At 60.2% G+C, this 26,549-nt stretch carries 30 protein-coding genes; 10 read left to right on the forward strand and 20 right to left on the reverse strand.

Annotated elements, in window-relative coordinates; translation table 11 throughout:
* Positions 1-87 precede the first annotated feature (87 nt).
* The 4 genes from AC1RO0_RS13815 to AC1RO0_RS13830 all read right to left on the reverse strand — a co-directional run bounded on the left by AC1RO0_RS13815 (position 88) and on the right by AC1RO0_RS13830 (position 3,040).
* Positions 88-849, reverse strand: coding sequence for a glucose 1-dehydrogenase (locus tag AC1RO0_RS13815; protein WP_498593462.1), 762 nt, complete (start codon positions 847-849; stop codon positions 88-90).
* Between the two features lie 86 nt (positions 850-935).
* Positions 936-2,009: a PQQ-dependent sugar dehydrogenase gene (locus AC1RO0_RS13820; protein WP_498593463.1), complete on the reverse strand. Its 1,074-nt coding sequence runs from the start codon at positions 2,007-2,009 to the stop codon at positions 936-938.
* Between the two features lie 16 nt (positions 2,010-2,025).
* Positions 2,026-2,490, reverse strand: coding sequence for a (R)-mandelonitrile lyase (locus AC1RO0_RS13825; RefSeq protein ID WP_498593464.1), 465 nt, complete (start codon positions 2,488-2,490; stop codon positions 2,026-2,028).
* A 154-nt stretch (positions 2,491-2,644) separates the two neighbouring features.
* Positions 2,645-3,040, reverse strand: coding sequence for a (R)-mandelonitrile lyase (locus AC1RO0_RS13830; protein ID WP_498593465.1), 396 nt, complete (start codon positions 3,038-3,040; stop codon positions 2,645-2,647).
* Between the two features lie 172 nt (positions 3,041-3,212).
* On the opposite strand from AC1RO0_RS13830, the gene AC1RO0_RS13835 reads away from it, so the two are divergent.
* Positions 3,213-4,106, forward strand: a complete 894-nt coding sequence (locus AC1RO0_RS13835; protein ID WP_498593466.1) for a LysR family transcriptional regulator — start codon at positions 3,213-3,215, stop codon at positions 4,104-4,106.
* Positions 4,107-4,177: 71 nt separating this feature from the next.
* Here the strand turns inward: AC1RO0_RS13835 and AC1RO0_RS13840 are convergent, their stop codons facing one another.
* The 4 genes from AC1RO0_RS13840 to AC1RO0_RS13855 all read right to left on the reverse strand — a co-directional run bounded on the left by AC1RO0_RS13840 (position 4,178) and on the right by AC1RO0_RS13855 (position 7,324).
* Positions 4,178-4,411: a tautomerase family protein gene (locus AC1RO0_RS13840; RefSeq protein ID WP_498593467.1), complete on the reverse strand. Its 234-nt coding sequence runs from the start codon at positions 4,409-4,411 to the stop codon at positions 4,178-4,180.
* A 10-nt stretch (positions 4,412-4,421) separates the two neighbouring features.
* Complete coding sequence (locus AC1RO0_RS13845) at positions 4,422-5,405, reverse strand: aldo/keto reductase (RefSeq protein ID WP_498593468.1); 984 nt, start codon at positions 5,403-5,405, stop codon at positions 4,422-4,424.
* 14 nt (positions 5,406-5,419) lie between these two features.
* Positions 5,420-5,791, reverse strand: coding sequence for a DUF2255 family protein (locus AC1RO0_RS13850; RefSeq protein ID WP_498593469.1), 372 nt, complete (start codon positions 5,789-5,791; stop codon positions 5,420-5,422).
* Positions 5,792-5,875: 84 nt separating this feature from the next.
* Positions 5,876-7,324, reverse strand: coding sequence for an MFS transporter (locus tag AC1RO0_RS13855; protein WP_498593470.1), 1,449 nt, complete (start codon positions 7,322-7,324; stop codon positions 5,876-5,878).
* A gap of 146 nt (positions 7,325-7,470) precedes the next feature.
* Between AC1RO0_RS13855 and AC1RO0_RS13860 the strand changes: the two genes are divergently transcribed.
* Entirely contained in the window at positions 7,471-8,394 is a 924-nt protein-coding gene (locus AC1RO0_RS13860) for a LysR family transcriptional regulator (RefSeq protein ID WP_498594023.1), read from the forward strand.
* A gap of 190 nt (positions 8,395-8,584) precedes the next feature.
* On the opposite strand, the gene AC1RO0_RS13865 is transcribed toward AC1RO0_RS13860, so the two are convergent.
* The 4 genes from AC1RO0_RS13865 to AC1RO0_RS13880 form a co-directional block, all read right to left on the reverse strand.
* Positions 8,585-9,376 carry a transporter substrate-binding domain-containing protein gene (locus tag AC1RO0_RS13865; protein ID WP_498593471.1) on the reverse strand — a complete coding sequence of 264 codons (792 nt, stop codon included), beginning with the start codon at positions 9,374-9,376 and terminating at the stop codon, positions 8,585-8,587.
* 93 nt (positions 9,377-9,469) lie between these two features.
* Entirely contained in the window at positions 9,470-10,129 is a 660-nt protein-coding gene (locus tag AC1RO0_RS13870; RefSeq protein ID WP_498593472.1) for an amino acid ABC transporter permease, read from the reverse strand.
* Complete coding sequence (locus AC1RO0_RS13875; protein ID WP_498593473.1) at positions 10,126-10,935, reverse strand: amino acid ABC transporter ATP-binding protein; 810 nt, start codon at positions 10,933-10,935, stop codon at positions 10,126-10,128. The genes AC1RO0_RS13870 and AC1RO0_RS13875 overlap by 4 nt, the downstream gene beginning before the upstream one ends.
* Positions 10,935-11,558: a DUF1989 domain-containing protein gene (locus tag AC1RO0_RS13880; protein ID WP_498593474.1), complete on the reverse strand. Its 624-nt coding sequence runs from the start codon at positions 11,556-11,558 to the stop codon at positions 10,935-10,937. The genes AC1RO0_RS13875 and AC1RO0_RS13880 overlap by 1 nt, the downstream gene beginning before the upstream one ends.
* A gap of 346 nt (positions 11,559-11,904) precedes the next feature.
* Here AC1RO0_RS13880 and AC1RO0_RS13885 point away from each other — a divergent pair, with 346 nt between their 5' ends.
* Positions 11,905-13,083 (forward strand): M24 family metallopeptidase, encoded by a 1,179-nt coding sequence (locus AC1RO0_RS13885; RefSeq protein WP_498593475.1) that lies wholly within the window; start codon positions 11,905-11,907, stop codon positions 13,081-13,083.
* Positions 13,084-13,118: 35 nt separating this feature from the next.
* On the opposite strand, the gene AC1RO0_RS13890 is transcribed toward AC1RO0_RS13885, so the two are convergent.
* Genes AC1RO0_RS13890 through pxpB form a run of 7 tightly spaced genes read right to left on the reverse strand, consistent with a single transcriptional unit; the run spans position 13,119 to position 19,473 of the window.
* On the reverse strand, positions 13,119-14,285 hold the full coding sequence (locus AC1RO0_RS13890) for a M24 family metallopeptidase (RefSeq protein ID WP_498593476.1): 1,167 nt from the start codon (positions 14,283-14,285) through the stop codon (positions 13,119-13,121).
* Positions 14,286-14,309: 24 nt separating this feature from the next.
* Positions 14,310-14,948, reverse strand: a complete 639-nt coding sequence (locus AC1RO0_RS13895; protein WP_498593477.1) for a GntR family transcriptional regulator — start codon at positions 14,946-14,948, stop codon at positions 14,310-14,312.
* The gene (locus AC1RO0_RS13900) at positions 14,945-16,198 is read right to left on the reverse strand and encodes a Zn-dependent hydrolase (protein ID WP_498593478.1); all 1,254 of its coding nucleotides are present in this window, start codon (positions 16,196-16,198) and stop codon (positions 14,945-14,947) included. The genes AC1RO0_RS13895 and AC1RO0_RS13900 overlap by 4 nt, the downstream gene beginning before the upstream one ends.
* On the reverse strand, positions 16,195-17,142 hold the full coding sequence (locus tag AC1RO0_RS13905) for an NAD(P)-dependent oxidoreductase (RefSeq protein WP_498593479.1): 948 nt from the start codon (positions 17,140-17,142) through the stop codon (positions 16,195-16,197). Before AC1RO0_RS13905 ends, AC1RO0_RS13900 begins: the two co-directional genes overlap by 4 nt.
* Positions 17,142-17,783, reverse strand: a complete 642-nt coding sequence (locus AC1RO0_RS13910) for a GntR family transcriptional regulator (protein WP_498593480.1) — start codon at positions 17,781-17,783, stop codon at positions 17,142-17,144. The genes AC1RO0_RS13905 and AC1RO0_RS13910 overlap by 1 nt, the downstream gene beginning before the upstream one ends.
* Positions 17,780-18,751, reverse strand: coding sequence for a 5-oxoprolinase subunit C family protein (locus AC1RO0_RS13915; protein WP_498593481.1), 972 nt, complete (start codon positions 18,749-18,751; stop codon positions 17,780-17,782). The genes AC1RO0_RS13910 and AC1RO0_RS13915 overlap by 4 nt, the downstream gene beginning before the upstream one ends.
* Positions 18,748-19,473 carry a 5-oxoprolinase subunit PxpB gene (pxpB, locus tag AC1RO0_RS13920; RefSeq protein WP_498593482.1) on the reverse strand — a complete coding sequence of 242 codons (726 nt, stop codon included), beginning with the start codon at positions 19,471-19,473 and terminating at the stop codon, positions 18,748-18,750. Before pxpB ends, AC1RO0_RS13915 begins: the two co-directional genes overlap by 4 nt.
* Positions 19,474-19,692: 219 nt before the next feature.
* Between pxpB and AC1RO0_RS13925 the strand changes: the two genes are divergently transcribed.
* Entirely contained in the window at positions 19,693-20,469 is a 777-nt protein-coding gene (locus AC1RO0_RS13925) for a LamB/YcsF family protein (RefSeq protein WP_498593483.1), read from the forward strand.
* 132 nt (positions 20,470-20,601) lie between these two features.
* Here AC1RO0_RS13925 and AC1RO0_RS13930 read toward each other — a convergent pair whose 3' ends face one another.
* Positions 20,602-21,537 (reverse strand): LysR family transcriptional regulator, encoded by a 936-nt coding sequence (locus AC1RO0_RS13930; RefSeq protein WP_498593484.1) that lies wholly within the window; start codon positions 21,535-21,537, stop codon positions 20,602-20,604.
* 127 nt (positions 21,538-21,664) lie between these two features.
* On the opposite strand from AC1RO0_RS13930, the gene AC1RO0_RS13935 reads away from it, so the two are divergent.
* The 6 genes from AC1RO0_RS13935 to AC1RO0_RS13960 all read left to right on the forward strand — a co-directional run bounded on the left by AC1RO0_RS13935 (position 21,665) and on the right by AC1RO0_RS13960 (position 26,547).
* Positions 21,665-22,510, forward strand: a complete 846-nt coding sequence (locus tag AC1RO0_RS13935; protein WP_498593485.1) for a transporter substrate-binding domain-containing protein — start codon at positions 21,665-21,667, stop codon at positions 22,508-22,510.
* A gap of 19 nt (positions 22,511-22,529) precedes the next feature.
* On the forward strand, positions 22,530-23,180 hold the full coding sequence (locus tag AC1RO0_RS13940) for an amino acid ABC transporter permease (protein ID WP_498593486.1): 651 nt from the start codon (positions 22,530-22,532) through the stop codon (positions 23,178-23,180).
* Complete coding sequence (locus AC1RO0_RS13945) at positions 23,177-23,827, forward strand: amino acid ABC transporter permease (RefSeq protein ID WP_498593487.1); 651 nt, start codon at positions 23,177-23,179, stop codon at positions 23,825-23,827. The genes AC1RO0_RS13940 and AC1RO0_RS13945 overlap by 4 nt, the downstream gene beginning before the upstream one ends.
* Before the next feature lies 1 nt (position 23,828).
* A complete protein-coding gene (locus AC1RO0_RS13950) occupies positions 23,829-24,611 on the forward strand; it encodes an amino acid ABC transporter ATP-binding protein (protein WP_498593488.1) in 783 nt (260 codons plus the stop codon).
* Positions 24,612-24,630: 19 nt separating this feature from the next.
* On the forward strand, positions 24,631-25,581 hold the full coding sequence (gene speB / locus AC1RO0_RS13955) for an agmatinase (RefSeq protein WP_498593489.1): 951 nt from the start codon (positions 24,631-24,633) through the stop codon (positions 25,579-25,581).
* A gap of 207 nt (positions 25,582-25,788) precedes the next feature.
* Positions 25,789-26,547 carry an alpha/beta fold hydrolase gene (locus AC1RO0_RS13960; protein WP_498593490.1) on the forward strand — a complete coding sequence of 253 codons (759 nt, stop codon included), beginning with the start codon at positions 25,789-25,791 and terminating at the stop codon, positions 26,545-26,547.
* Positions 26,548-26,549: the final 2 nt, after the last annotated feature.

The raw sequence follows: 26,549 nt of genomic DNA on the forward strand, positions 1-26,549 counted from the left end.
GGCCACCGTCTCCGCGCGTCGATATTCTGTTGCATGAGACGGGTTTCATGCTCTGGTTCGAGGCAACAAAAGGCGCTGTGCGCGGCGTCAGCGCACAGTATAACCGCCGTCGACCGGCAGCGCATGTCCGATGACAAAGGTCGAAGCGGGACTGGACAGCCACAGGACCGCGTCGGCGATTTCCTCGGCACGACCGAGGCGGCCGATCGGAACGTCCTTCATCATGACCTCCATGGCCTCCGGCTGGGTTTCCAGCATGCCCGTGACCATTGGGGTCGCAATAATTCCGGGGCATACGGCGTTGATCCGAATTCCCTTCGGAGCATATTCAAGTCCGGCGCTCCTGGTCAGCCCGACGACGCCATGCTTGGATGCATGATAGATGCCACGTTCGGCGATGCCGACCAGACCGCCGAGCGACGAGTTGTTGACAATGGTTCCGCTGCCCTGCTTGCGCATCTGGATCAGCTCGTACTTCATGCAGTTCCAGATGCCGCGAAGGTTCACACCCATCACGAAGTCGTAGTCTTCCGGATCAGCGTCGGCCGTTTCGGCAACGGGGCTTTGAACGCCGGCATTGTTGAACGCAGCATCGAGGCGGCCAAAGGTCGCCACAGTCTCGTCCACCATCGCCTCGACCTCCTGTATGTTGGCGACATCACAGCGTATGCCGATCGCCTTGTGACCGGTTGCAGCCAGCTCTTCGGCGGCTAGCCGAACAGCGTCCTCGTTGACGTCCGCCAGCGTTACCGCAGCGCCGGCCATTGCAAACGCCTTGGCGGTGGCAAGACCCATGCCGGAGGCAGCGCCCGTGACGAGTGCGACTTGGTTCTCGAACGAGAAGGTCATGATGTTTCCTCTTTTGTTTCGTGTTTGGACGGACGCCGCGTCCAGATCTTGAAAGAATTCGGTCGTGCGGGTCGCGCAAACCTCGGCTATTTCGCGCGGGACAATTTCAGCAGCCGGTCTTGCGACGGCCCTTCAGCGCGTGGCGACCTATTGGTCGTGATGAGGTAGATGTCCTCGCCGACGGGCAGCACGTCTCTCAGCCGATCGCCCGAGCTGAAGATCGGCCTGAGCCTGCCCTCTCTCGCATCGAAGGCGTAGAGCGCTTTTGAAGCGAGCGCCGTGACGAGCAGCTCCTTTCCCGCAAAGGCCATACCGGATGGAGCCCAGGTCGCGTTGCCGGAATGAAGCATCGGCTTTGCCATACCCTGCCGTTGGTCATCTCCGGAAATGAGGGGCCAGCCGTAATTGGTGCCCGGCGTTATAATATTGATTTCGTCGTGCGCCGTCTGTCCATGTTCCGAGGCGAAGAGCCGACCTCCGTCGTCCCAGGCAAGCCCTTGCGGATTGCGATGCCCGTAGGAATAGACATAGGAGCCGGGAAACGGATTGTCGTGCGGAACCTTGCCATCGAGGGTCATGCGCAGAATCTTGCCGGCAAGGCTGTTCAGATCCTGCGGGCGCTCCCTGTCCTCGGTCCATCCTGTCGTGACAAACAGGTTGCCGTCCGGCCCGATGGCGATGCGTCCGCCGTTATAGAGACGATGACCGGGAATTCCATCGACCAGGACCTGAGTCTCCCCCCAGCTGCTGCCATCGAAGCGCGCCTCTATGACCTTGTTGGTCAACCCAGCATCGGAGTTGTAGGTGTGATAGAAATAGGCCGTGCCATTGGTCTCGAAGTCTTTCGACAGTGCCATCCCCAGCAAGCCTCCGCCGCCCTCCCGGGCGATGAGGTCGGAGGTCTTCACCGGATGGCGCGTCAGATGCCCGCCGTCAATCATGACGACATTGCCCGCAGCCTCCGTCACGAGAATTCGATCGCCCGCCCGCTCGATATCCCAGGGATAGTCGAGATCCCCGGCGATGACGTCGACCGTCCAATCGGAACTCGTCGTTCCGGACATCGGCAACGCGGCGTCGGCATCCTGTCCCCATGCCGCTGACGATGCCAGGCAGGCTGCCACAACAATTACCTTACCCATCATTTGCAGATATCTCATCGGAATACCCCCGGCCTCAGTCGAGATATTGCGCGTCGGTGACCTTCTCCATCCAGTCGACGTTCTTACCGTCCTTCATGTTGGTGATGGCGATATGTCCGACACCGTTCGTGTCGGTGGCCCCGTGCCAATGCTTGACGCCGGGAGGCGTCCAGATGACGTCGCCCGGTCGCATGACACGCTTTTCGCCGCCCTCTTCCTGCACCCAGCCAGTCCCCGTCGTGACGATCAAAACCTGTCCAGCCGGATGCGTGTGCCATGCGGAGCGTGCGCCCGGCTCGAATGTGACATGGCCACCGGTATTGCTCGTATGTTCGTTGCTGGAATAGATCGGGTCGACCGTCACAGAACCTGTAAAATTCGCCTCCGCACCCTTCATCGAGGGCCGCGAACCGCCAGGCATGAATTGCATGGACTCGGCATGCGCTGAGGTCGATGCGAAGAGGGCGAGAGCAATGGCAGTGAGTGTGAGCTGTTTCATAGTCCGTCCTTTCTTTCCAGTTTGATGGAGGATGCCGCCAAGAAAGATGCGCCGAGGCGGCCTGCTTCGGGGTTAGCCGTCTTCGTTGCCGCTCCCGCCGCAAGACCGGAGCAGATAAAAGTGCGTTTTCGTTCGTTCTGCTTCGCGGACGATCTCAACCCTGGTACTGGTGGTCCGTCACATGCTCCATCCAGTCGACGACCTTGCCATCGAGATTTTCCTGGATGGCGATATGTGTCATCGCGGTGGTTGGCGATGCGCCGTGCCAATGCTTTTCGCCCGGTGCGAACCAGACCACGTCGCCCGGACGGATTTCCTCGATCGGACCGCCTTCACGCTGTACCCGGCCAAAGCCGGCAGTCACAATCAAAGTCTGGCCAAGCGGATGCGTGTGCCAGGCGGTTCGCGCACCCGGCTCGAAGGTCACAGCCCCTGCCGTGCCACGCCGCGCGTCATTGGCAGCAAACAGCGGATCGATGCGGACAGCGCCGGTGAACCAGTCCACCGGTCCCTTAGCCGAGGGTGTAGAGCCGTTCCTGGCGATCTCCATGCGCTCATTCCTTTTCACAAATGTCGAAGGTGACGAAAAGATAGCGTCTGCCATTGAGAAGAATTAGAGCGTAAATCTTGCAAAGACATATGGGCACCATGCATGAATTGAGGACTGCAGTACGAAATTTCCGTGGTAGAATGCGGATATCACTTATGCGGGGAGCCCATGAATGCTGCGTGAGAACGTCAATGATCTGCTGGCTTTCCTGATGGTTGCGCGCGAGCGCAGCTTCACCAGGGCGGCCGCCAAGCTCGGCATGTCGCAGTCCGGCCTGAGCCATACGGTTCGCGGCCTTGAGGAACGCCTCGGGCTTCGATTGCTGACGCGCACGACACGGAGCGTCGCGCCGACGCCGGAAGGCGAGCGGCTGTTGACGACGATCGGTCCACGCTTCGAGGAAATCGAAGGCGAACTGATCGCGTTGACGGATCTGAGGGAAAAGCCCGCCGGGACCATCCGCATCACCGCTGAAGACTTCGCGATCGACCATATCCTATGGCCGAAGCTCCGAAAGGTTCTGCACGACTATCCTGACATCAAGGTGGAATTCGTCATCGACTACGGACTGACGGATATCGTTGCCGAGCGGTTTGACGCGGGCGTGCGTCTGGGCGAGATCGTGTCGCAAGGAATGATCGCGGTGCGGATCAGCCCCGAACAGAGGATGATCGTCGTCGGCTCGCCCGATTACCTCAAGCGGCGCCCGGCACCTGTGGCTCCCCAGGACCTGACGAACCATAGCTGCATCAATCTACGACTTCCGACACGGGGCGGCCTCTATGTCTGGGAGTTTGAAAAAGACGGCCAGGAGCTGCGTGTGCGCGTCGATGGCCAGATGACCTGCAACGGCATTACCCAGATCCTCAACATGGCTATTGACGGCTATGGGCTGGGTTTCGTTCCAGAAGGTCTTGCGAGACCGGAGGTCGATGCCGGGCGTGTGGTCGAGGTACTGGGGGACTGGTGCCCCTACTATCCCGGATATCATCTGGTTTATCCAAGCCGCCGACAGGCTTCCGCAGCCTTCACCGTCGTGCTGGAAGCGCTGCGCGACCGGGGCTAGAAGAGGGCGGCCAAAACACGATTGCGCCCGTTTCCGCTTGAAGCATGGACGGGTGCAATCATATCGGCCGGTCATGAAAGCGGATCGTAACCAGGCTCTTTCCAGATCAGTTCGGGCTTGCCGAGGATATCCGGAATGAAAACCTTGTCCTTCCAGTCCGACACCTCGATGTCTTCGATTGCGACCGAGACCAATTTTTCGTCGCAGTTCAGCGTTGACGTCACTGCGTCCGCCAACGCCTGAGCGAGCAGCTGCTTTTCTGCCTTCGACTTTCCGGCAGCCGTTTTTAAGATCACATGGGGCATGTTGCTTCCTTCAGATCCCAACGCGCTTCATATGTTCCTCGGGGTAACGAGCGCCCTTGATCTCGATGGACGAACCTTCGATTTCCTCAAGATCGTCTTGCGTGAGATGGACCTTGAGCGCACCGACATTTTCCTCGAACCTTTCCAGCTTTCGCGTACCAAACAGCGGAACGATCCAGGGCTTCCGTGCAAGTAGCCAAGCAAGAGCCACCTGGGCAGGCGTTGCACCATGGCGGCCGGCGATACGCGTGATAAGCTCGATGAGCTTCCGGTTTGCCTCCCTTGCCTCGGGGGCGAAGCGGGGAATGCTGTTGCGCATGTCGGACGTGTCGAAGGACGTATCGACATCAATCTTGCCGGTGAGGAACCCCTTGCCCAGCGGGCTGAAGGGAACAAGGCCGATGCCGAGCTCTTCAAGCGTTGGAAGGATCTCGTTTTCCGGCTCACGCGTCCATAGAGAATATTCGCTCTGCAGCGCGGCGACGGGCTGGACGGCATGGGCGCGGCGTATCGATTTCGCTCCAGCCTCGGAAAGACCGAACCAGCGGACCTTGCCCTGCGCGATGAGATCCTTCACGACACCCGCGACATCCTCCATCGGTACGTCAGGATCGACGCGGTGCTGATAGAGAAGGTCGATATGATCGGTTTTCAGTCGCCTGAGACTGCCTTCGACCGCCCTTCGTATGTGATCTGGCTTGCTGTTGACGGCGCCACTGTGGACCCCGGTATCCGGATCGATATCCCAACCGAACTTCGTGGCGATCTTGACCTGATCGCGGAGCGGCTGGAGGGCCTCGCCAACCATCACCTCGTTCGTAAACGGACCATAGGCCTCGGCGGTATCGAAGAAATCCATGCCCCGTTCGACCGCCGTCCGCAGCAGCTTGATCATGTCGTCACGGTCCGGCAGTTCGCGGGCCTTTCCATATCCCATGGCGCCCAGGGAAAGTGCCGAGACTTCGAGACCTTGGCCTAATGTGCGTTTCTGCATGTTGGTGTCCTCCGTCAATCGCGCGGCGTGATCTTGACCGTTGCCGCCCGCGCACGCTCCCCAATCATGGGAGCCAGATAGCTGCTTTTTGAATATTTGATCCGGTAGGCATCATCGATCTTGCCGTTGATCTCGCCATTCTCCGACTCGAATGAAACCTCGATGGTCAAACCCGCCACCGTCACGCGGCCCGCCTTCTGTCGGACCGCCGCTTGATACCACCGGGACTTGGTGCCGTTGTACCCGCGAACGAACAGCTCGCCGTCGACAACGACGGACCATATCCATGTCGGGGTCCCGTAGGTCGCGCCATCCTCTCTGAACGGCGATATGTGCAGATCATCCGCTTCGGCAATCTGCTTTAGCCTATCTTTCTGCCAGGTCATGACATCGCTCTTCCGCCGGCTCTCGTCGTCTGTGCCGGATGTAATTTAGGCGATCCGCGGCGTCGGACTATTGGTCGATTCCTGCTAGGACTTATGTGGCTGGCGCATCAATTGGATCCGAGCCAGCAGCGCGAGGCCAAGGACGATCGCGATCAAGTTATAGATGCCCGCAATCGAAAAGGCCTCTCCATAAGCATCAGCGGTGGGATGGGCCAAGACGGCTGTCCCACCAATATGCTCCAGCACACTGAACAGAATGGCGCCTACGATCGACACGCCAAAGGCGGAGCCGGCGATCTGCATGGTGCTGAAGGCACCGGACGCCATCCCGGCCTCTTCACTGGAGACGGTGCTCAGGATCATGTTGAGGAGAAGGGGAATAACGATCCCCTGACCCAGTCCCTGAAGGATGACCGAAGTACTCAGCGTCAGGATATAGTGACCAACGGCAAGGTCGGACAGAACGGCGGTTAGCAATCCCGCTGCAAAGACAACCATGCCGAGGAACAGCGCCCGGTGCTCCCCTCGTTTTGCGAGCCACTCCGAAAGAAGCGAGCCGATGAAGAATGCGATCGTCGATGGGACAAAGAAAGTCCCGGCTTCCAGCGCGGTTTGCCCGAGGCCGACCTGCAGCAGGATTGTCAGCGACAAGGAGAACGAGCCGATCGCCGAGAAAAACAGGAACCCCGCGAGAACCCCGAGGACGAAGTTTTTCTTCTTGAAGAGAGAAATATCGATGATGGGTACGCCGCCGCGCCGCGCCAGCTGGGCCTCGTAGAAGGCGAAGCATAGGAACATGGGAAGAGATAGCAGAGGGGCGACGATTGCCCACCAGGGCCAGTGATGCTCCTGCCCGACCATCACCGGCAGCAGGATCAGGGTTAGTGCGGAAGTCCCCAGGACAGCGCCCCATGGATCGAGCTTCGGTGATGCGAGCGCCCTTGTCTCCACGATCATTCGTCTTCCCGCGATCAACGCATAAAATGCGACCGGCAGGTTGACGAGAAAGACAAGGCGCCAGCCAATATCCCCGATATTGAGCACGAGCAGATATCCCCCGATGACTTGGGACGCCGCGCCGGCAACCCCCTGGACCGCGCCCATCACCGAGAATGCCCTTCGGCGATCCTCACCCTCAAAAAGTACTCGCAGCGATGCATAGACCTGCGGCATCAGCAGCGCCGCACCAATACCCTGGACCGCGCGTGCGCCGATAAGGCTCCAGGGCGAAAACGCAATGGCGCACAGCAGCGACCCCAGCGCGAAGATCGCCATGCCGACGAGAAACAGCTTCCGCCGCCCGTAAAGATCGCCGAGACGGGCTCCGTTCAGCAGCAGCGCCCCATAAGTCAGGCTGTAGGCCACCATGATGAGCTGCAATTCCGCGTTGGACGCGTGCAGCCTGCGTTGGATGTCCGGCAGCGCAATATTGACGATGAACAGGTCGAGGATGGTGAGGAAATTCCCGGTCAGAAGAACGGCCAGTGACGACCAGGCTCCCGCTTTCTCCGTTTCAAGCGATACTGGGGTCATCTGTGTTCCCGCGTGATCGAGCTTGCGGCAGGAACCGGGCATCGGTGCCTGCAAAGCTGAAAGCGAAGGATATTTTATCTTTAATGTTGATCAATTATGGGAGATGGAACTACTTAAAGGACAAAAGTTCTTCAATTGGAGACGTCATGGAAAGCCTGACGGGCATTGCCGCCTTTGTTCACGCCGCCGAGCAGCAGAGCTATGTGGCGGCCGCACGCGTCGCAGGGGCATCTCCATCCGCCATTGGCAAAGCGGTAGGCCGCCTCGAAGCACATCTCGGGGTGCGGCTCTTCAATCGCACGACACGCAGCATGAGCCTGACGGAAGAAGGCGCGGTATTCTACGAGCGCTGCAAACGCATCATTGACGACCTCGGGGATGCTGAGGCGGCAATCCTTCAGAGCCGGGAGCGGCCAACGGGACGCCTGCGCGTCAGCATGCCTCATATCGTCGGGCATCATCTCTTCATGCCGATCCTGCGATCCTTCGTCGAATCCTTCCCGGGGATCGAACTAGACATTGATTTCGAGGATCGGGTGGTGGATCTCGTTTCCGAGGGCGTGGATGTCGTTGTCCGCAGCGGTGAGTTGGCCGATAGTGGATTGATCGCCCGCGTCCTCGGACAGCAGCATTTCGTCGTCTGCGGGAGTCCCGAATATGTCGAACGGCGCGGCCACCCGCAGACACCGGCTGATCTTGCCGGGCATGCCTGCATTCACTTCAAATATCCATCCAGCGGCCGCATCGCGCCCTGGGCATTTCAAGCTCCCCACGAGCGGCTGATCCTGCCCAAAAACCTCATCTTCAACAATACGGACGCGGGATTGCGGGCGACCCTGGATGGGCTGGGGCTTTCCCATCTGCCCGTCTATGTCGCGGAGCCATACATCCGGAGCGGCATGCTCACCCCGGTTCTCACCTCGTTCATGGCTCCTTTCGGCTCACTCTCCCTTGTCTGGCAATCCAATCGTCAGCTTTCGCCGAAGGTTCGTGCTTTCGTGGATTTTATGGTTGAAAGTCTGGCCTCTCAAGGCGGGACCTTCCGATCGGCTGCGACCTTGTTGCCATAATCCCGATTTCCGCGGCAACCGAGCCCTGCCGTTCATGCCGACATAGGCTGCGATATATAGCGTGCATGCAAAACGAGGTTCCGATCGACGTTGACCGGAACCCCTGAAATTGACGCTCCTGCGAAATGCTTCATCACGCGGATGCGGCGTTATTCCCCGTCAACAGGCAAGGCATCTGCCGTGCAGCTGCCTACTCGACTGATTTGATCGGGTCTTTCGGCGCCGGATCGAAGCCAACCAGATCCGTGGTCAGCTTTGCATAGGTACCGTCGGCCACCATATCCGCGAGAGCCTTGTTGATAGCCTTCACGAGCTCCGGCTTGCCCTTCTTGATAGCAAAACCCTTCTGGATGTGGCTGACGTAGTCATCCGTCATCTCCAGCGGCATATGTGCGTTCTTGACCGCATAGGCTCCAGCGATCGAGTCCGTGATCGTCGCATCGATATTTCCATTGACGAGATCCTGCATGGCGTCGGCCTCAGCCTTATAGCCCTTGACGGATGCGCCCTTTTCCTCGGCGATCTTGGCAAAGGTGGAGGAGACGAGCGCGCCGACTGTCTTGCCTTTCAGATCGGCGGCACTCTTGATCGGCGAACCCTTCGAAACGATGATGCGGCCACCCGATTCCAGCCAGCCGTTGGCGAAGGTAACCTTCTTCTGACGTTCGGGCGTGATGTCCATGGATGCGCTGATGACGTCATACTGATCGGCCTGCAAGCCGACGAGGAGCGAATCCCATTTGATGAGGACAGGCGTGTAGGCGAGATCCAAACGCTTGGCCACTTCCTTCATCACACGGATCTCCAGGCCGTCCAGCGTGCCGTCGGGAGCGCGCATGCTGAAAGGCGCAAATGTGCCCTCGGTCGCGACCTGCAGCTTGCCAGGTTCCAGGAGCTCCAGACCAGCGGCCGAAGCCGGCGCGTTACCAAAGGCGGCGGCGGCAAGCATGGTGGCAGCGAATGCAAACAGTTTGAATTTCATGGCTATTGTTCCCTTTTATTGATCTAGTTGAGGTATCGTCTTCGCCTCGCGGCGCATAAAACTTCCGGGTGCGCGTGGCCCAGACCGTGCCGTTTATGTCTGGGCCGCATAGTGCCGCTCCAGCCAAGCTGAAAGCTGGGTGAGAATGGTGGTCAGGACGAGATAGATGATCGCAACCGTGATGTAGAATTCGAACGGGCGGAATGTCGCGGCGATCAGCGTCTGGGCGTAAAGGGTGAGTTCCACCACCGTAATCGTCGACAGCAGCGACGTGTTCTTCAACGTCGAAATCGCCTCATTGGTGATGGACGGCAGGATGATGCGAGAGACCTGTGGCAGGATGATGCTGCGCATGGTCTCTGTCGGGCTGAAACCGAGCGCGAGCGCCGACTCCGTCTGCCCACGCGGAATGGCCGAAAGGCCGCCACGAATGATCTCCGCAACATAAGCGCCGCTGTTGATCCCGAGCGACAGGACGCCGGCGACGAAGGGAGAAAGCTTGATACCAAACGCAGGTAATCCGAAATAGATGATGAAAACTTGGATGAGGGTCGGCGTTCCGCGAACGAACCAGACATAGAAAGCCGATGCCATGCGCGCCGCGCGCCACTTCGATCCATGCGCCAGAGCGGCCGCGAGACCACAGATCCAACTGAAGACGATCGTGGCCACCGTCAGCCAGAGCACCGTCCAGGCAGCCTCGACAAATCCCGGGCCATAGAGCGTGAGTTCTTCAAGAAACGCTTCGTTCATGAAAGCACCTCCCCGTTGGATGCATCCATGCCAAGGGAGCCGAATTGGTCATGCAGAATGCGATGCAGGAATTGCTGCAACCGCTCGCTTTGCGGATTGCGCAGGATGTCGGGCGCTCCGGATTCGGCGACGACACCCTTGTCGAAGAAGAGAACCCGAGAAGAAACGTCTCGCGCAAAGGCAATTTCGTGCGTGACGAGCAGCATGGTCATGCCTTCCGCGGCAAGCGATGCCATCAATACCAACACCTCGTGAACCAGTTCCGGGTCGAGCGCCGATGTCACCTCGTCAAACAGCATCAGTCGGGGCTTCATCGCCAAAGCCCGGACAATGGCGACGCGTTGCTGCTGGCCGCCGGATAGTCGGGAGGGATAGCTATGCCGCTTTTCATAAAGCCCGATGCGCGACAGCAGCGCTTCGGCCTCCTCGATCGCCTGGGAGCGCGGCATCTTCAGGAGTTTGACCGGTGCGTGGATGACATTTTCCAGAACCGTCATGTGTGGCCAGAGATTGTAGCTCTGAAACACCATGCCCACCCGACGCCGCAGCGCCTGCAATTGCGCCGGCATTGGGAACTGACGGGACTCAGGCCGAAAATCGAACGAAAGCTCGTCGAAATCCATGAAGCCGGATTGCGGCATTTCCAACGCATTGATGGAGCGCAGGAAGGTACTCTTGCCCGAGCCGCTGGCGCCGATGATCGAGACAACCTCGCCCGCCGTGACGGTGAGCGAAATTCCCTTCAAGACCTCATTGTCCCCGAAACTCTTTCGGATATCGCGCAGGGTCAGTATAGGCTCCGGCATCATTCGCCCCCCGTCGGCAATTGGTCGAGGATATCAACCGCGACATCCCTAGGCGCGCGGCCGATCCCGTTGATGACGGTGACGTCCTGCGGGCACGCGGAGAGCACCAGAACAAGGTCCATCTCGGCGCGCAGCGCGACCCGGTCGCCTGGCTGCGATGCAGGAGGCAAGCGCTCGACGGCACCATCGCCCCGGACAGGCACATTCATGAAAAGATTGAGCGATGCCGGGGTGAACGACGAGGCAATACCTTTCTCGGCAAGCGCCTCGTGAAAATTGCCGGAACAACTGCGATGCCCCTCCTCGCAACCAAGCTCATGATAGAGAGCAGAATTGCAGGGGCAGAGAAGCGTGTCATGCGCCAGCGCTGCTGTGTCTTCGACCAGCGTCAGCATCTTGAGGCGGCGGGTGCCGACGGCCGACATGCCCTGCTTGAAGAAGATGTTGCTGTTGACCGATCGGGTATGGTCCATCGACATGACATCGCTCGGATCATCAGCCGATATGGCCCAGGTGTCGACGACCTGGTTGCCATGACTATTGGTGATGACGGCGAACTGGCCGGCGCGCATCGTGAAGGCGCGCCCATGGCTGGCCGGCACGATTTCGGAACATTCGGTCATGATGCAAAACTCGCGTTTCGACGGGGCACGGGCCTCATTGGAGCTGGAAGCTTCTTACGGTCCGTTTGCCCGACCATTGACTTTCAAACTCAGCCTATTCGGTATACCAATGGAATTCAAGTTTGTTTTTCAATGATTTACTGCAAAAATTATTGGCGTTCTGCGTAAAAAATCAGCCCTCCTGCGCAAAAGATAGTCATTAAGAGCCAAAGGGGACGGCCGAACACATCCGATGGATCATGGCATGCGTTGACCGCTGAATACAGTTGGTGTACCGAAATTTGAAAGCTTCGCGCCTTCAGCCGACCAGCGTCAAAAGGTGCTTACGCGTCAAAGGAACCGTGCCATGGCCAGATATTTTCCGCTCGATGAATACGAGGCACGCTGGGCGCGTGTTCTCGCAGAAATGAAGGCTCGCGGCTTCGAGACGGCCGTGGTTTTCGGGCGCGGCGGGGGTACGACGGACAACTGCGGCGACATTCTCTACCTGTCCAATCACTACGCGATCAGCGGCGGCATGGATTCGCTGATCTGGTCTGCACGCTCCTTCTCCGGCATCATCCTCCAGCAAGGCAAAGCGCCGGAACTACACATCGACGAACCGGAAGTGCGCGGCGATCTCGTCTCCATCGCCGACGTGCGCTCTTCGAACCATCCCTTTGCCAGCATTGCCAAGGCGATGGTCGAACGGGGCATCAAGGGCCGCGTCGCGCTGGTCGGCACGAATTTCATCCCGGTCAAATATTACAGCCAGCTCGTTGACGGAGCCCCGCAGGTGGAATGGATCGAGGCCGATGATCTCATCCGCAGCGTCAGACGCATCAAAAGCCCGCGCGAGCTCGACTGTTTCCGGATCGCCGGCGAGACGGCGACTATCGGGCTGAACCGGCTGATGGAAGGACTGACAGGCGGACTATCCGAACGAGAGGCTGCCGGTGAGGCGGCCCGTGAGGTGGTACGCCTCGGCGGTCGCCTCCAAATGATCGGCTGCAATCACGGCGATACGCTCGGTTTCGATCAGCGCTTCCCGCTGACCGGTTACAGCGCCGATACGCCGCAACCGGGCGATATCGTCACCGGTACGCTCCATGCAGCCTTCTATCAGGGATATTATCTCGATCCCGGCCGCACAGGTGTTCGTGGCAGACCCAATGATGACCAGCGTCGGCTGATCGAGGCCACCGCAGGCATCGTGCATGCCCTGTCCGACATGATGCGGCCGGGTGTGAGGCTTCTCGACGTAGCAGCGGAGGGTGATCGCATGACGGCAGCGTTCGGCGGCGCCGTCTCGCCGATCATGAAGAACTTCCCCTTCTTCGGCCATAGTATCGGGCTCGGCTTCGAACTGCCGCGCATCTCCACCAGCATGTCCTTGCCGCAAGACCGCATCGAGAAGAATATGGTGTTCGGCGTGGAAGCCTTTCTCTCGCTTGACAGTATCGGCGCGGCCTTCTTCGAGGACATCATCATCATCGGTGAAGACGGCAACGAACTCCTCACCAAATCGCCAAGCTTCTGGTGGTAGCACTTAGGCCTGAAGTTCGGCCAGACCCCGCTCCGCTATCGAACGACAAGGTCCCGCGGTAGCGTCGATAGCGGCTCTACCCCGGTTTCGGTAACGATCACGGTTTCGGAAGCGCCGACGGTCCAGACACCGTAGCTTCGCAAGGTCGCAGGCAGATGGAAGACCATGCCCGGCTCGATCAGTTGCGACACGCCGCTGAAGAGACTGAGAATTCCCCCTTCGCCCCAGTCGGGCGCGAAGGCGACCCCCATCGAATATCCGATGCGCTTGCGAAAGGCAGCATGATAGCCTTTCGCATCGATCACCTTCTGCGCCGCCTCATGCGGCACGCTGCAGGGCACGCCAGGTCGGATCGCCGCAAGGGCCGCCTCGAGGGCGGCAAGCGCGCAGTCCATCATGCGACGTGCTTCGTCGGGCGGATGGCCGATCCAGACGGCGCGCATCAAGCCTGCGTGATACCGGGCGTGGCTTCCCGCCAGCTCAAGAAAGACAGGGTCCCCCACCGTCAGCTTCCGCCGGCGCCATGTCATATGCGGCAGGCCACTGCGCGGCCCCGAAGACACCAAGGGCTCCATCGCCATGGCCTCCGATCCGGCTTCGGTCGCCGCAGCCAGCATGGCGGCCGCAACCGCGTTCTCGTCCACGCCGGCGTCACAGGCAGCGATCCCGGCCACCATACCCGCTTGAGCATAGCCTGCCGCAGCCCTGATCGCATCCAGCTCCGCTTTCGACTTCACCATTCTGAGCGGCGGCAAGATTGCCGAGCCGTCTATCAAGCCGCCGTGGCCGATTTCCTGGGCAATCCTGTCGGCCATGAGCGGCGAAACGAACCAGCCTCCCAGTTCAATGGCCGGACGGGAGATACCGAGCGTCCTCAGAAGTCCCGCCAATGCCACGGCCGGATCTTCGCCGTCCTGGTAGGTATGGATATTCCGCATCCATGTGTTGGCGACCGATCCGGCTAGTTCCAGTTCCCGCACTAGGAGGCACGGGTTGCCCTCGACAGGCAGAACCAGCGCCTGGAATGCGAAATAACCAGCCGTCTGCCGACCGGTCAGCCAGTAGATGTTTTCCGGTCCGGTAACGACGAGTGCCTCATGACCGGCCGCTCGTATGGCGGCGCGGCTTCGCGACTGCCTTTCGGCGAACTCCGTTTCGGTAAAAGCGGCTTCGCGGCCGCGCAGTTCTGCGAATTCATGCATCTGGTGCGATCACAATTTCCATCATTAGCGTCGGTCGAGCCAGCCCAAAAATCGGCTACGAACACTGTCGAAATGGGTTTGCATGGCGGCGCAAGCGCGCTCGCCATCTCGCGCTTCGATGGCGTCGATGACGGCGAGGTGCTCGCCTGCCTGCTGGTCGAAGCGGTCATGGGTGCGAGTGATGGTGCAACGCCGGGCGATGCCACGCATTTCCGTGATCATGGCCGGCAGCAGGCTGAGACCGGCCGCTTCCGCGACGGCCAGATGAAAGACGTCGTCATCGAGCCAGAATTGATCGAAGGCGACGTCGCCTCCCTGCGCATAGGCACGCATCGTCTCGCGGGACTGCTCGAGTGCCGGCGTCATGGGTCGCCCGGCGGCCCTGGCTGCAGCAGCACCTTCGAGCAGACGTCTTATCTGGACGATTTCAAGGAGTTGCTCCACCGTGACGGGCCGCACCATCAACGCTCCATTGGTGAGCCGCGAGATGACGCCTTCCTTTTCCAGCCGGGAGATAGCTGCGCGCAACGGCGTGCGCGAAATGCCGGATTCCTGGGCAAGGGCTCTCTCAGTCAGGACATCGCCCGCAGGGAGGGTGCCAGCAAGGATACGTTGCTTGACGTCGCGATAGGCCTGCTGGGCCAATGTTTCCTTCTCGCTCATAGGCTCTCCTGGCCGTTCTTCGTCCATGCCGCATGCAGCACCCGAACCGCAGTGGCAAGGTCGGCGGGATCCATGCCTTCCTTGGGATTGTGACTGCCATCCCAATTGCGCAGGAACACCATGACCGACTCCCAGCCCGCCTGGGCGAAGGCGGCAGCATCATGGCCGCCGCCGGACAGCATCCGGCGTGGCGAAAAGCCAAGCCGGCGCGCAGCCTCACAGATCTCGTCACCGAGTTGCACTGAGAGCCGAGTCGGCTGACTGCGGGATTGGACGCCAAGCTCGAAGGAAACGCCGCGGGCTTGCTCGATCAACGCAATTTCAGTCGTCACCAGCCGATCCATCCGCTCAAGAATGGCTGGATCGTCGCTGCGCAGGTCGAGGCAGAAATCGAGCCGGCCGGGCACCTTGGCAAAGGCGTGTTCGGAACTGGCCGCATCGACGCGGCCGACCGTCACGGCAAGATCATGCTTTTCCTCCAGGATTGCGCCCCATCTTCGATCCATCGCGACCACCAGATCCGCCAGGGCAAAAACAGTATCGGAACGCGCGCCGCGCGGCGCACCGCCGGAATGAGCCCAGACACCGTTGATGCGGGCGTCGCGATAGCGCAGCCCACCGCGCACGCCGTCGACGATGGCGAAGGCCTCGCCTGCCTCATCAAGAACGGGTCCCTGCTCGATATGCAGCTCTATGAAGCGTGCAGGCGCGAGTCCTAGCCCGGCGATGACAGCCTCCGGATCGCCACCCTCCTCGCACATGTGATCGGCCAACGTCCGGCCGGTATCGAACCGGACCGCCTTCATGTCTTCGGCCGAAAGCCGCCCGAGTGCCGCGCGAGAGCCGATATAGGAAACCGGGAACCAGACGCTCTCTTCCGCGCGCGTCACCGTCACCACCAGATCGACGGGCGGCGGTGTGCCGCTGTCGACGAAGGCAGCGGCAAGAGCCATGGCGCCAGCAACGCCGGCCTGCCCGTCATAGGCGCCACCCATCGGCACGGTGTCGAGATGCGAGCCGATATAAAGGGGCGCGGCCGTACGGTCCCTGCCCGGCAGCCGGGCGAACAGATTGCCCGCAGCGTCCCGCTTCACCGTCAGGCCTAGGGCTTCCGCCTCCTCGGCGATGACCTGATGGGCAGCGGTTTCCAGCGCACTGTAGGATGGGCGCGTATAGCCCGGCCCCGGCTCCGAAATGGCGTTGATGCGATCGAGCAGCCGATCGATGGTATCTTCAATAACGCGGCTCATGCGTAACTCCGTGCCGGATCGTTGAGTGCCGTCGCCGGGCGTTCACCGGAAAGGGCCATCAGCACATTGCGAGCCGAGCCGATGGCCACGCGACGCAGGGCCTCGAGCGTTGCACCACCGAGATGCGGCGTAAAGATCACCCGGTTCGACTGGCCAAGGGGGCCTGATGGCGCTTCGTGGGAATAGACATCAAGTCCAGCCCCGGCGACCCGCCCGGAGGCGATGGCTTCGGCAAGTGCGGCTTCATCCACAAGGCCCGCTCGTGCGGTATTGACGAGAATGGCGCCAGGCTTGATATGCGAAAGCGCTCTTGCATCGATCAGCCCGCGCGTCTCCGGCCGCAGTGGCGTGTGCAGCGAGACCAGATCCGCCTGTACCAGGCCATCTTCGAGTTTTTCCACTCGTTCGAAGCCCTCCACCTCGGCAGTGCGAGGCGAATAGACCAGAACGCGTACATCGAACGCGGCCTTCAGCATGCGGCCAAGCCCCGCGCCGGTTGCGCCCCAGCCGACAATGAGAGCCGTCTTGCCGGCCAATTCCGTGAAGGTCTCCATCTCGCGAAAACCCCTTGTGCCGGCTCGTTCGCTGCGGTCTGCAGCCGGGATGCGCCGCGCGATCGCCAGTGCAAGGCCAAGAGCAAGCTCCGACACCGACCGCGCATTGGCACCCGGCGTATTGCAGACAAGCACGCCACGTTCGCTTGCCGCTTCCTTGTCGACTGCATCGTGACCGGCACCGTGCACGACGACAACGCGCAACACATCAGCAGCATTGATCGCGGCCGCGGAAAGGCCGGCATCCCTGGTGATCACCGCCTCGCAGCCGGGGATCATGCGGGCGACCGTTGCCATATCCGCAGAAGGGCAGAATACCGGCTCAATACCTACCTCCCCGAGCAACGCAATGCCGTCGGCATGAACCGGTTGGACAATCAGACATTTCATCAATCGGATCCTTCGTCGGACGATTTCAGGCGCGCCAGAATGGCATCGCGCGCATTGGCGACATGCATGGCCATCAGCCGGCCCGCCGTTTCGCCGTCACCGACCCGCAGCGCGGTGATAATCTCAAGGTGTTCGGCGCATCCTTTAAGAAAGCGGTCCGGAACCTGCGTGTGGTCGAACATGCAGGTGCGGCGGCGGAGATCGTCGATGGTGGCGACGATCATGGCGCTGCCCGTTGCCGCGGCCAACATCCGATGAAAGTCGTCGTCGACACGACGCTGTTCGTCCTCTTCCCCTGGTCCCTCCAATTGCAGGCGGCGGACGCGCGCCTCTATCTCATCCAGCCGGCCGGCGGGAAGCCCCGTGGCCGCGCGAGCAGAATGGGCTTCGAGCGTCTGGCGCAGGAAGAAGATTTCCTCCACCTCCTCGCCGGAAAGCTGCCGCACCTTGAGGAAGCGTCCATCCTGCGTCACCAGCCCCTCGGCTTCGATGCGTTTGATTGCTTCGCGAACGGGCGTGCGCGACATGTCCAGCGCTTCGCCCAGCTTGGCCTCCTGCAAGGCATCCCCCGGCATGAGCGCGCCCGACAGGATCATTTCGATGATCTTGGTGTAGGCCTGCTTGGCAAGCGGTTGTGTCATGGCGCTACCTCTTGTGCGACGCTCATTGGCGCGATCTTTTCGGACAGACCCGTAATCACGTCTTGTAGGGCTTGCCGCTCCGCGACCAGCAGCGCCTCTGCCGTGGCCTGGGAAATCAAGCGAAAACGGATCGCCATGCCGCTCGGCGTCTGCGCCAACCGTGGCACGTCGACGGAAGCCACAGTCGCTATTTTCGGATAGCCGCCGGTCGTCTGGCGTTCGGCCATCAAAACGATCGGCCGGCCGGAACCCGGGACCTGGATCGATCCGAAGGTGGTGCCATCCGAGACGATATCATTGCCTCGGATGGCGGAGATCACTGGCCCATCCAGCATCTGCGCCATGCGGTCGCGACTGGCGGATACGGTGAACGAACTCCCGAGGAAGGTACGCCAGGCGGACGCATCAAAATAATCATCCTGCGGCCCTGCCACGACGTTGATGGGGCGATTGGACCGGCGCCACGGCTTTGTGAGCACAAGATGCGGCATCGGATCGAGGGGGGCGATCGATAAGAGATCGCCAGTCCTTAGGCAACGTCCTTCATGGCCACCAAGACCCGTGCGCAGATGCGTGGCGCGGGAACCCAAGATCAAGGGCGTGTCGATGCCGCCGGAAAACGCTAGATATCCCCAAACGGCCGATCGCAGGCCGCCGACGACGAGCGTAGATCCAGGAAAGAGATCATGGCTCTCCCATGGGCGCACGGCGGAGCCGTCGATGCGGATATCCACGTCGCCGCCGGTGACGGCAAAACGAACCGGCTCGGTGACCTCGAACGTGCCGCCCGCGCTGGCAAACTCAAGAGCGGCCATATCCTGACGGTTGCCCACCAGTGCGTTGGCAATGCGGAAAGACGGCGCATCCATCGGCCCGGAGCCGGAGACGCCGGAATGCAGCAATCCCCTGCGGCCGCAATCCTGAACCGTCACCATGGGTCCCGCTTGACGAATCCGCAAATGCATCATGCGACTTCAAGCTCCAAAGCGGTCTGGCCCGCCGCGACCATCGTATCGAGACGCACCGCCTCGGCCTCGCCGATCGGACGAAAGCGGATGCGATCGCCAGCCTTGAGAAGAAAAGGCGGCGTCCGATGAGGATCAAAAAGCCTGACCGGCGTACGGCCGATAAAGCGCCAGCCGCTCGGCCCCGGCACTGAATTGATGCTGGCCTGTTTGCCGCCTATGCCGATGGCACTTGCCTCGATCCGTTGGCGCGGCGCGGCCAGTCGCGGCGTATGCAACACATCCGGAAGGCCGCCGAGATAGGCAAACCCGGGCGCAAAACCGATCATATAAACACGATACTCGGCACTGGCATGCAGATTGACGAGTTCGACCGTGGTCATGTCCTTCATGCGAGCCAGCTCGTCGAGGTCAATCCCGACGGTGCCACCGTAGACGACGGGTACGCTGAAGCAGCGCGAGGATGTATCTGTCACGGACAAAGCCTGCAGCCGCTTCTGCAGCACATCGGCAAGCGCTGCGCCGCGGATGATCGCGGGATCGTAGATGACACTGAGCGAACGATAGGTCGGGGCCATTTCTTCGATGCCCGCAATGGGGTTGAGGCTCAGCTCGTCGAAGAGCGCGATGATGCGCCTGTTGACATCATCGTCGATATGATCGGCGAGTTCGACCGACAGCATGCTGTCGCCGCAAGCGCGAATGCGTGGGAACATTTCGGCCATTGCGCCGACACCCCTCCTTCCGTCAATCTGGCACATCGAAAACAGAGCACCGCCCGTCAAAACCGGTGCGTTTCCATATTCACCTGACTTGCTATTTCAGTATACCAACTGTATGTCAACTATGGCCGGATGATATGAACAAAGTTCGTGCAATGCAACAGAACGGTAAAGAATTATGCTGCCGTATCAGGCCGGAATCGTCGACGGGGAGCAAGCCGCATGGCAACGATTGATTTGAACTGCGACATGGGAGAAGGCTTCGGCGCCTATACGATCGGCGACGACAAGGCCATGCTCGGACTGATCACGACAGCCAATATTGCCTGCGGCTTCCATGCCGGCGATCCCATGGTCATGCGCGACACCATTCTCGCCGCCAAGGCTTCAGGCGTTTCAATCGGCGCGCATCCCTCCTTCATGGATCTCTACGGTTTCGGCCGGCGCCGCATCTCCGGCGAACGTCCCGAGGATATCGAGGCGCAGCTGATCTACCAGATCGCGGCGATCCAGGGCATGGCAAGCGCACTCGGCTGGCCGATCAGCCACATGAAGACACACGGCTCGCTCGGCAACATGGCAGCCGAGGATCCCATCCTTGCGGATGTCTGCGTCCGCGCGATCAAGGCTGTCGATCCCTCTCTCGTCTTCCTCACCCTTCCCTATTCGGAGACCATGAAGGCTGCCGAAAGGGCCGGCCTGAAGGTCGCGTGCGAAGTCTATGCCGACCGGACCTATGACGACAATGGAATGCTGACTTCCCGGCAGCGAGAAGGCTCGGTCATTCATGATCTGCAACAGAGCATGGACCAGGTTTTGTCCATGGTTCGTGACGGAGAAATCCCGACCATCGGTGGCCGCAAGCTGCCGGTCGAGGCGGCATCCATCTGCGTCCACGGCGATACGCCTGGCGCCGTGGCAATGGCACAGTCGCTGCGCAACGCGCTCGCCGCGGAAGGAGTAGATTTTGCTCCCTTTGCCCACCCTCGCAATCCATGAAGGCTAATCGACGCTATGAAACTCGTGGCGCCGGCGGTCTGCATCGACGGTGAAATGATCGACGTGAGCACCTGGCCCGATGTCGAAACGATTGCGCGAGCTTTATATCACCGTGGGATTGGGCAGCAAACCTCATAGTCCCGCCACAGCGGGAGATTGCCTCTTGTGTAGGGATTCCGACGCAATGCCGGCCAGCTCGCGGATGAAGAAATCAAGGATGGTTGAAGGTTTTTCCGCGGAGCGCGTGGCTATGACGAACGTGGAGTGAATTCGAGTTTCATCCGGCATAATCGATCGGAAGCAACCTTTCTGAACCCAGTCGCGGGCGTAATGGTCCGGCAAATAACCGAGATAATGTCCGGACATAATGAACATCGCCTGCGCCTCCATATTCGAGGCGACCGCGCGCGTTCGTGCGCGCGGAAAGAATTGCAATTCACGCATGTTGGCGTAGGGCCGCACCACGAAATCGAAAGACTCGACGTGCTCTATCGTCAACTCCGCCCCACCCTGCTTGAAGAGCGGGTGCCCTTGGCCGCAGTAGAGCGAATGGATTTCTTCCCGAAGTCGGGAGAGCTTCAGACCCTGATAGGGTTGTGTTTCCGGTAAAAGCGCGATGTCCAGTCCGCCATTGGCGATTTCGGAAAGCAGCGCATCAGGGGTGTCGATTGCCAGTTCAACGCGCGCTTCGGGGGCCTTCTCGCTGATACGAGCAATCACCCGGTGGATCGGCAGGTCGCTATCAGTGATGGTGTTGTCGATCAGGCCAAGCCTCAGCGTGCCGGTAATGCGGTTTTTGAGTGCGCCAATGTCGCTCTCGAAGGCATTGAGTGCCAGAAAAAGGCCTTTCGACCGCTCGTGTACGATAACGCCACGATCCGTCAGCTCGAAACCCGAGCGGCCCCGTCGGCACAGCTTGAAACCCAAACGATCTTCCAGCGCCTTGATGTGGAAGCTGATGGCGGACTGGCTGAGACCAAGCGCGATTTGCGCGCCGAGAAAACTCTTATGCTCTACGACTGCGCGAAACACCGTCAAGGAGCGGAGATCGGATTGAGCCAATAGCATCCGCTTTCCTCACATTAATAATTCTGATGTAAACTTCATCACTTTCCTATTTTTCTGAGCTATTGTCCATGCTTTCCTCTCCTTCAGAGATCACGAAGCGATCCCGAAAAAGCAGGGGAACAAGACTATGACAATCATCCGGAATTCGAGAATCCTTCTGGCGGGCGCCGCGCTTGCCGTCGCCATGATGGCACCCGTCGCGCACGCGGCCGACCTGCTCGACAAAATCAAGACGACGAAGGTTTTCACCGTTGCCACCGAGGCGCGTTTTGCGCCGTTCGAATTTGTCGAGGATGGGAAGATCGTTGGTTATTCCGCCGACATCATGGAAGACGTCATGAAGGAACTGCCCGGAGTTGAGCTAAAGCGCCTCGATCTGCCCTGGCAGGGTATCCTGCCGGGTCTTGCTGCCAGCCGCTTCGATTATGTCGTCACCTCGGTCACCGTCACACCGGAGCGCATGAAGGCCTATCATCTTTCTGTACCGATCGCGGATGCCACGATGGCTGTGCTGAAGCGAAAGGGCGATGCCGAAATCACCAAGCCGGAAGATATCGCCGGCAAGCCAGTCGGCTCGCAGGCGGGTTCCGCCCAACTCGCGGCGCTTGAGACATTCGCGACTGAGCTGAAAGCTTCCGGTAAGGCCGACGTAACCGTTTCAACCTATACCGACTTCTCCGAAGCCTATGCCGACCTTGCTACGGGTCGCATCCATGCCGTCGTCAACTCATTGCCGAACCTGCTTGAAGCAGCGCGCCAGCGGCCGGATATCTTCGAAGTCGTCCTGCCCACCTTCGGACCGAAGACCTATTTCTCCTGGGCTGGCCGCAACGACGCCGACAGCACCTCGCTCAACGCACTGATCGACGCGGAACTCATCAAGCACAACAAATCCGGCAAGCTCGCCGAGCTGCAGAAAAAGTGGTTTGGCGCTCCGATGGAACTGCCGGAAGCGCTTCCCGCCACTCAGTAATGGTAAGGGAGAAGCGATCATGGACAGGACACTGGCGGGCGTCTGGCCAGCTCTTCTTGACGGTCTCCTCACCACCGTCACGGTCAGCTTTTCGGCGCTTCTGCTCGGCGTGCCGCTGGCCGTGCTGCTTGCGGCCGCCTCGCGCTGCGGCCGGCTGCCGCGTGCAGCAGCCGGGCTGTATGTCTCGTTCTGGCGTGGCACGCCTATCCTCGTCCAGCTTCTCGTCGTCTTCTATCTGCTGCCGTTTCTCGGCCTCGAACTGGAGCCGCCTGTGGCTGCCGCCCTGGCACTGGCGCTCAACACCGCCGCTTTCCAATCGGAGATCTACCGCGCCGGGCTTCTGGCGGTGCCGAGGGGACAGATCGAGGCGGCCGAAATGCTTGGGCTGACGACGGCTCAAACCTTCTTGCGCATCGAGGTGCCGCAAGCTGTACGCACGATGCTGCCAGCGCTTGTCGGTGAGATGCAGGCGCTGGTGAAGAATTCTTCCCTCGTCTCCGTTATCGCGGTCATGGATGTCACCCGCAGGGCACAGCAAGTGGCGGCATCAACATTCCGCCCGCTGGAGGCCTATGCCTCCGCTCTCCTGCTCTATGTGGCCGTCGGCGCGGCTTTGGCCGGTATCGGTCTCTTGATGGAGCGCCGCCTGACGCAAGGGGCCAGACGATGATGACTGGCTTTTTCAACGATCTTCCGTTTTATCTCGCCGGTCTTGCCACCACGACCGCCGTGTCGGCTCTCGGAATTTGCATCGCCGTTCTGGTCGGCATCCTGCTGACATTGTCCCTGCGCAGCCGCTTGCGGCCCCTGTCCCTGGCGATCCGGGTCTATGTCGAATTCGCCCGCGGCGCACCTCTGGCACTGGTACTCTTCCTTCTCTATTATGGTGGCCCGCAGTTTGGCTTGGTGCTCAGCCCCTATGTCGCCGGCATTGTCGGCCTTGGTCTTTATGGTGCTGGTCCCTTCGCAGAAATCTTCCGGGCAGGGTTCAATGCCGTGCCGAAGGGCGAATGCGAGGCGGCCGCCATGCTCGGCCTCACACCAGGCCAGATATTCCTGCATGTGGAACTGCCGCAGGCGATGAGGCTGACGCTTCCGCCCTCCATTGGTCAGGCGATCAATCTGGTGAAGGAATCGGCCGTTCTGTCCGTCATCACACTCGGCGAACTGACGAAAGTCGCGGGCACCATCAGCTCCATCAGTTTCGCGGTCGTCACGCCCTACGTGACCGTCGCCCTGCTCTATTGGGCGCTCGTCGAAACCATTGCGCGGATCGGCTTCTACGCAGAGCGCCGCCTTGCAGCGAAAGGCTTCTGACATGACAGCAACACCGGCGGCGATATCGGTTCGCGGACTTGAGAAACGCTTCGGCGAAAGAACGGTACTGAACGGCATCGATCTCGATATTCATGCCGGCGATGTCACCTGTGTCATCGGCCCCTCCGGCTCGGGCAAGAGCACGCTCCTGCGTTCCATCGCCTTTCTCGATCCCTACGACGCCGGCGAGGTTAATGTGTTCGGCCGGATGATGGGCTGGCGGGAAACGCCACTGGGGCGCGAACGTGCCGGCACGAAGGAGCTAGCCGACGCTCGCCGTCCTCTTGGCATCGTATTCCAGCATTTCCATCTCTGGCCGCACATGAACGTGCTCGACAATGTGACGCTGGCGCTCCGGCTCGTCCACCGCGTCGCTCGCGCCGAAGCGGAAGCAACCGGACACGCGGCGCTGGCCAAAGTGGGGCTCACAGCTTTCGCCGACCGCCATCCCGAAAATCTGTCCGGTGGGCAGAAGCAACGCGTGGCAATTGCCCGGGCGCTCGCCATGACACCGAAAGTGATGCTGTTCGACGAGCCGACCTCGGCACTGGACCCAGAGCTTGTGGGCGAGGTGCTCTCGGTCATGAGAGCGCTCGCCTCGGAGGGCATGACCATGCTCATCGTCACCCACGAAATGGGGTTCGCCGCGCACGCGGCCAACCGCGTCGTCTTCATGGACGGTGGCCGCATTGTGGAGGACGGTCCGCCGCAAACGCTTTTCGCGGCACCGAAGAGCGAGCGCCTTTCGCAATTCCTGCAAACCTGGCGCGAACGCGCATTTTGATATCTTGAAAGGAAGACCCATGGCTGCTCACGGTTACAACACGGGCCGGCTCAATCTACCCTTCGTCGGCATTTCCACCTTCGCCAAGAGCCCCTATGTCGAAAACTGGGACGCGATCGACGCCGATGTCGCAATCCTCGGCGCCCCCTTCGACTTCGGCACGCAATGGCGCGCCGGTGCCCGCTTCGGGCCGCGCAGCATTCGCGAGGCTTCCACGCTGTTTTCCTTCGGCCATGCCGGAGCCTATGATCACGAAGATGACGTCACCTATCTCGAAGGCGTCAGGATCGTAGACATAGGCGACGCCGACATCGTGCACACCGACACGACGACCAGCCACGCCAATATCGAGTTCGGTGTTCGCAAGATCCTCGCCGCGGGCGCGCTCCCCGTCGTACTCGGCGGCGACCACTCGATCAACATTCCTTGCATCAACGCTTTCAGCGATCAGGAACCGATTCATCTGGTGCAGTTCGACGCCCATCTCGATTTTGTCGACGAGCGTCATGGGGTCCGCTACGGTCATGGCAGCCCGATGCGCCGCGCCTCGGAAAAGCCCTGGGTTACGGGCATGACGCAACTCGGCATCCGCAACGTCTCTTCCACCGCCAAGGAAGGTTATGATTATGCTCGAGCACATGGATCGGAGATCCTCTCCGTTCGGCAAATCCGCAAGCTTGGCGTGGAAAATGTGCTGGAACGCATTCCTCTCGGAAAGCGCTATTATCTTTCCATCGACATCGACGGTTTCGATCCTTCAATCGCCCCTGGCACCGGCACACCGAGCCACGGTGGCTTCATCTACTACGAGGTTCTGGAACTGATCGCGGGGTTGGCCAAGCGCGGCGAGATTGTCGGCATCGATTTGGTCGAAGTCGCGCCCGACTACGACCATACGGGCTCGACGGCTATTCTCGCGGCCCAGATTCTGCTCAATACGATCGGTCGCATCTTCGCGGCTAGCAGCTAAGCCCCAGCCGGATACTCCTGGCTTTGTCGCCTTGAAGAGGATCAAACCACCGACCGGCTATTTCGGATTCGAGTTTAGGCTTTATGCGCCTTCAGAGAACAGACAATGAGCAGGTCAGGCATTATAGTGTAAAACGACATCGGATTCCGGTGCGAATAGGGACGTTGGGTAGGCAGTTTTCATCGATGCAAACGGGGTCGCAGCTGGATGCCCATTCACAATTTCAAGGTGCATGGAGAAAAGGGACCGTTTCTATTCCTGCTTCATGGCTGGTGCTGTAGTGACGTCTTCTGGCGCTTTCAAATAAAGCAGCTGGCCAGCAGATTCCGGGTCGTGACGCTCGATTTTGAAGGTCACGGTCTTTCGGCCCCTCCGGTAGAGACATGGCAGCTCGGCATCGGCAGGTTTGCGGAAAACGTCGTCGACGTGGCGAACACGCTCGATGCGAGGGAGCTTGCCCTGATGGGTCATTCCATGGGCGGTCCCGTCGCTATAGAAGCAGGCCTGCTTCTTGCTGGACGATGCAAGTTCGTCCTCGGCGTCGACACTTTCACCGATGCGGCATTTTACCAGCGCCGTCCCGCCGACGAGATCGAGTTGCGGGTTCAGAAGTTCGAAATGCATTTCGAAGCCACGATGGCAAAAATGGTGCGCAACATCACGGCGCCTGCGACGGATCCGGTCATCGTCGCCGAGATCATTCGCATCATGACGCAATGCGACAGAAACGTCGCGCTGACGGCTTTGAGATCCTTGCTGGAATGGGACATAGAAACGCACTGGCCGCTTCTGGATGCCCCGGTCGCCACCATCAACTCCGCCATGCTTCGCAGCAGCACCGAACTCGATCTGGCCGGTCTCGATCTGCACATCATGAATGAAGTGGGCCACTTTCCGATGCTTGAAAGCCCTGAGGCTTTCAATTCAATCGCAATGTCCATTCTGGAAAAACACGGCGTCGGCTGACG

The organism is Rhizobium sp. GW821-FHT14E12 (genome assembly GCF_058803745.1).

Bases quoted from the DNA above. Each gene is read 5' to 3' on its own strand.
- AC1RO0_RS13815 (WP_498593462.1), bottom strand. From the start codon at position 849: ATGACCTTCTCGTTCGAGAACCAAGTCGCACTCGTCACGGGCGCTGCC.
- AC1RO0_RS13820 (WP_498593463.1), bottom strand. From the start codon at position 2,009: ATGAGATATCTGCAAATGATGGGTAAGGTAATTGTTGTGGCAGCCTGC.
- AC1RO0_RS13825 (WP_498593464.1), bottom strand. From the start codon at position 2,490: ATGAAACAGCTCACACTCACTGCCATTGCTCTCGCCCTCTTCGCATCG.
- AC1RO0_RS13830 (WP_498593465.1), bottom strand. From the start codon at position 3,040: ATGGAGATCGCCAGGAACGGCTCTACACCCTCGGCTAAGGGACCGGTG.
- AC1RO0_RS13835 (WP_498593466.1), top strand. From the start codon at position 3,213: ATGCTGCGTGAGAACGTCAATGATCTGCTGGCTTTCCTGATGGTTGCG.
- AC1RO0_RS13840 (WP_498593467.1), bottom strand. From the start codon at position 4,411: ATGCCCCATGTGATCTTAAAAACGGCTGCCGGAAAGTCGAAGGCAGAA.
- AC1RO0_RS13845 (WP_498593468.1), bottom strand. From the start codon at position 5,405: ATGCAGAAACGCACATTAGGCCAAGGTCTCGAAGTCTCGGCACTTTCC.
- AC1RO0_RS13850 (WP_498593469.1), bottom strand. From the start codon at position 5,791: ATGACCTGGCAGAAAGATAGGCTAAAGCAGATTGCCGAAGCGGATGAT.
- AC1RO0_RS13855 (WP_498593470.1), bottom strand. From the start codon at position 7,324: ATGACCCCAGTATCGCTTGAAACGGAGAAAGCGGGAGCCTGGTCGTCA.
- AC1RO0_RS13860 (WP_498594023.1), top strand. From the start codon at position 7,471: ATGGAAAGCCTGACGGGCATTGCCGCCTTTGTTCACGCCGCCGAGCAG.
- AC1RO0_RS13865 (WP_498593471.1), bottom strand. From the start codon at position 9,376: ATGAAATTCAAACTGTTTGCATTCGCTGCCACCATGCTTGCCGCCGCC.
- AC1RO0_RS13870 (WP_498593472.1), bottom strand. From the start codon at position 10,129: ATGAACGAAGCGTTTCTTGAAGAACTCACGCTCTATGGCCCGGGATTT.
- AC1RO0_RS13875 (WP_498593473.1), bottom strand. From the start codon at position 10,935: ATGCCGGAGCCTATACTGACCCTGCGCGATATCCGAAAGAGTTTCGGG.
- AC1RO0_RS13880 (WP_498593474.1), bottom strand. From the start codon at position 11,558: ATGACCGAATGTTCCGAAATCGTGCCGGCCAGCCATGGGCGCGCCTTC.
- AC1RO0_RS13885 (WP_498593475.1), top strand. From the start codon at position 11,905: ATGGCCAGATATTTTCCGCTCGATGAATACGAGGCACGCTGGGCGCGT.
- AC1RO0_RS13890 (WP_498593476.1), bottom strand. From the start codon at position 14,285: ATGCATGAATTCGCAGAACTGCGCGGCCGCGAAGCCGCTTTTACCGAA.
- AC1RO0_RS13895 (WP_498593477.1), bottom strand. From the start codon at position 14,948: ATGAGCGAGAAGGAAACATTGGCCCAGCAGGCCTATCGCGACGTCAAG.
- AC1RO0_RS13900 (WP_498593478.1), bottom strand. From the start codon at position 16,198: ATGAGCCGCGTTATTGAAGATACCATCGATCGGCTGCTCGATCGCATC.
- AC1RO0_RS13905 (WP_498593479.1), bottom strand. From the start codon at position 17,142: ATGAAATGTCTGATTGTCCAACCGGTTCATGCCGACGGCATTGCGTTG.
- AC1RO0_RS13910 (WP_498593480.1), bottom strand. From the start codon at position 17,783: ATGACACAACCGCTTGCCAAGCAGGCCTACACCAAGATCATCGAAATG.
- AC1RO0_RS13915 (WP_498593481.1), bottom strand. From the start codon at position 18,751: ATGATGCATTTGCGGATTCGTCAAGCGGGACCCATGGTGACGGTTCAG.
- pxpB (WP_498593482.1), bottom strand. From the start codon at position 19,473: ATGGCCGAAATGTTCCCACGCATTCGCGCTTGCGGCGACAGCATGCTG.
- AC1RO0_RS13925 (WP_498593483.1), top strand. From the start codon at position 19,693: ATGGCAACGATTGATTTGAACTGCGACATGGGAGAAGGCTTCGGCGCC.
- AC1RO0_RS13930 (WP_498593484.1), bottom strand. From the start codon at position 21,537: ATGCTATTGGCTCAATCCGATCTCCGCTCCTTGACGGTGTTTCGCGCA.
- AC1RO0_RS13935 (WP_498593485.1), top strand. From the start codon at position 21,665: ATGACAATCATCCGGAATTCGAGAATCCTTCTGGCGGGCGCCGCGCTT.
- AC1RO0_RS13940 (WP_498593486.1), top strand. From the start codon at position 22,530: ATGGACAGGACACTGGCGGGCGTCTGGCCAGCTCTTCTTGACGGTCTC.
- AC1RO0_RS13945 (WP_498593487.1), top strand. From the start codon at position 23,177: ATGATGACTGGCTTTTTCAACGATCTTCCGTTTTATCTCGCCGGTCTT.
- AC1RO0_RS13950 (WP_498593488.1), top strand. From the start codon at position 23,829: ATGACAGCAACACCGGCGGCGATATCGGTTCGCGGACTTGAGAAACGC.
- speB (WP_498593489.1), top strand. From the start codon at position 24,631: ATGGCTGCTCACGGTTACAACACGGGCCGGCTCAATCTACCCTTCGTC.
- AC1RO0_RS13960 (WP_498593490.1), top strand. From the start codon at position 25,789: ATGCCCATTCACAATTTCAAGGTGCATGGAGAAAAGGGACCGTTTCTA.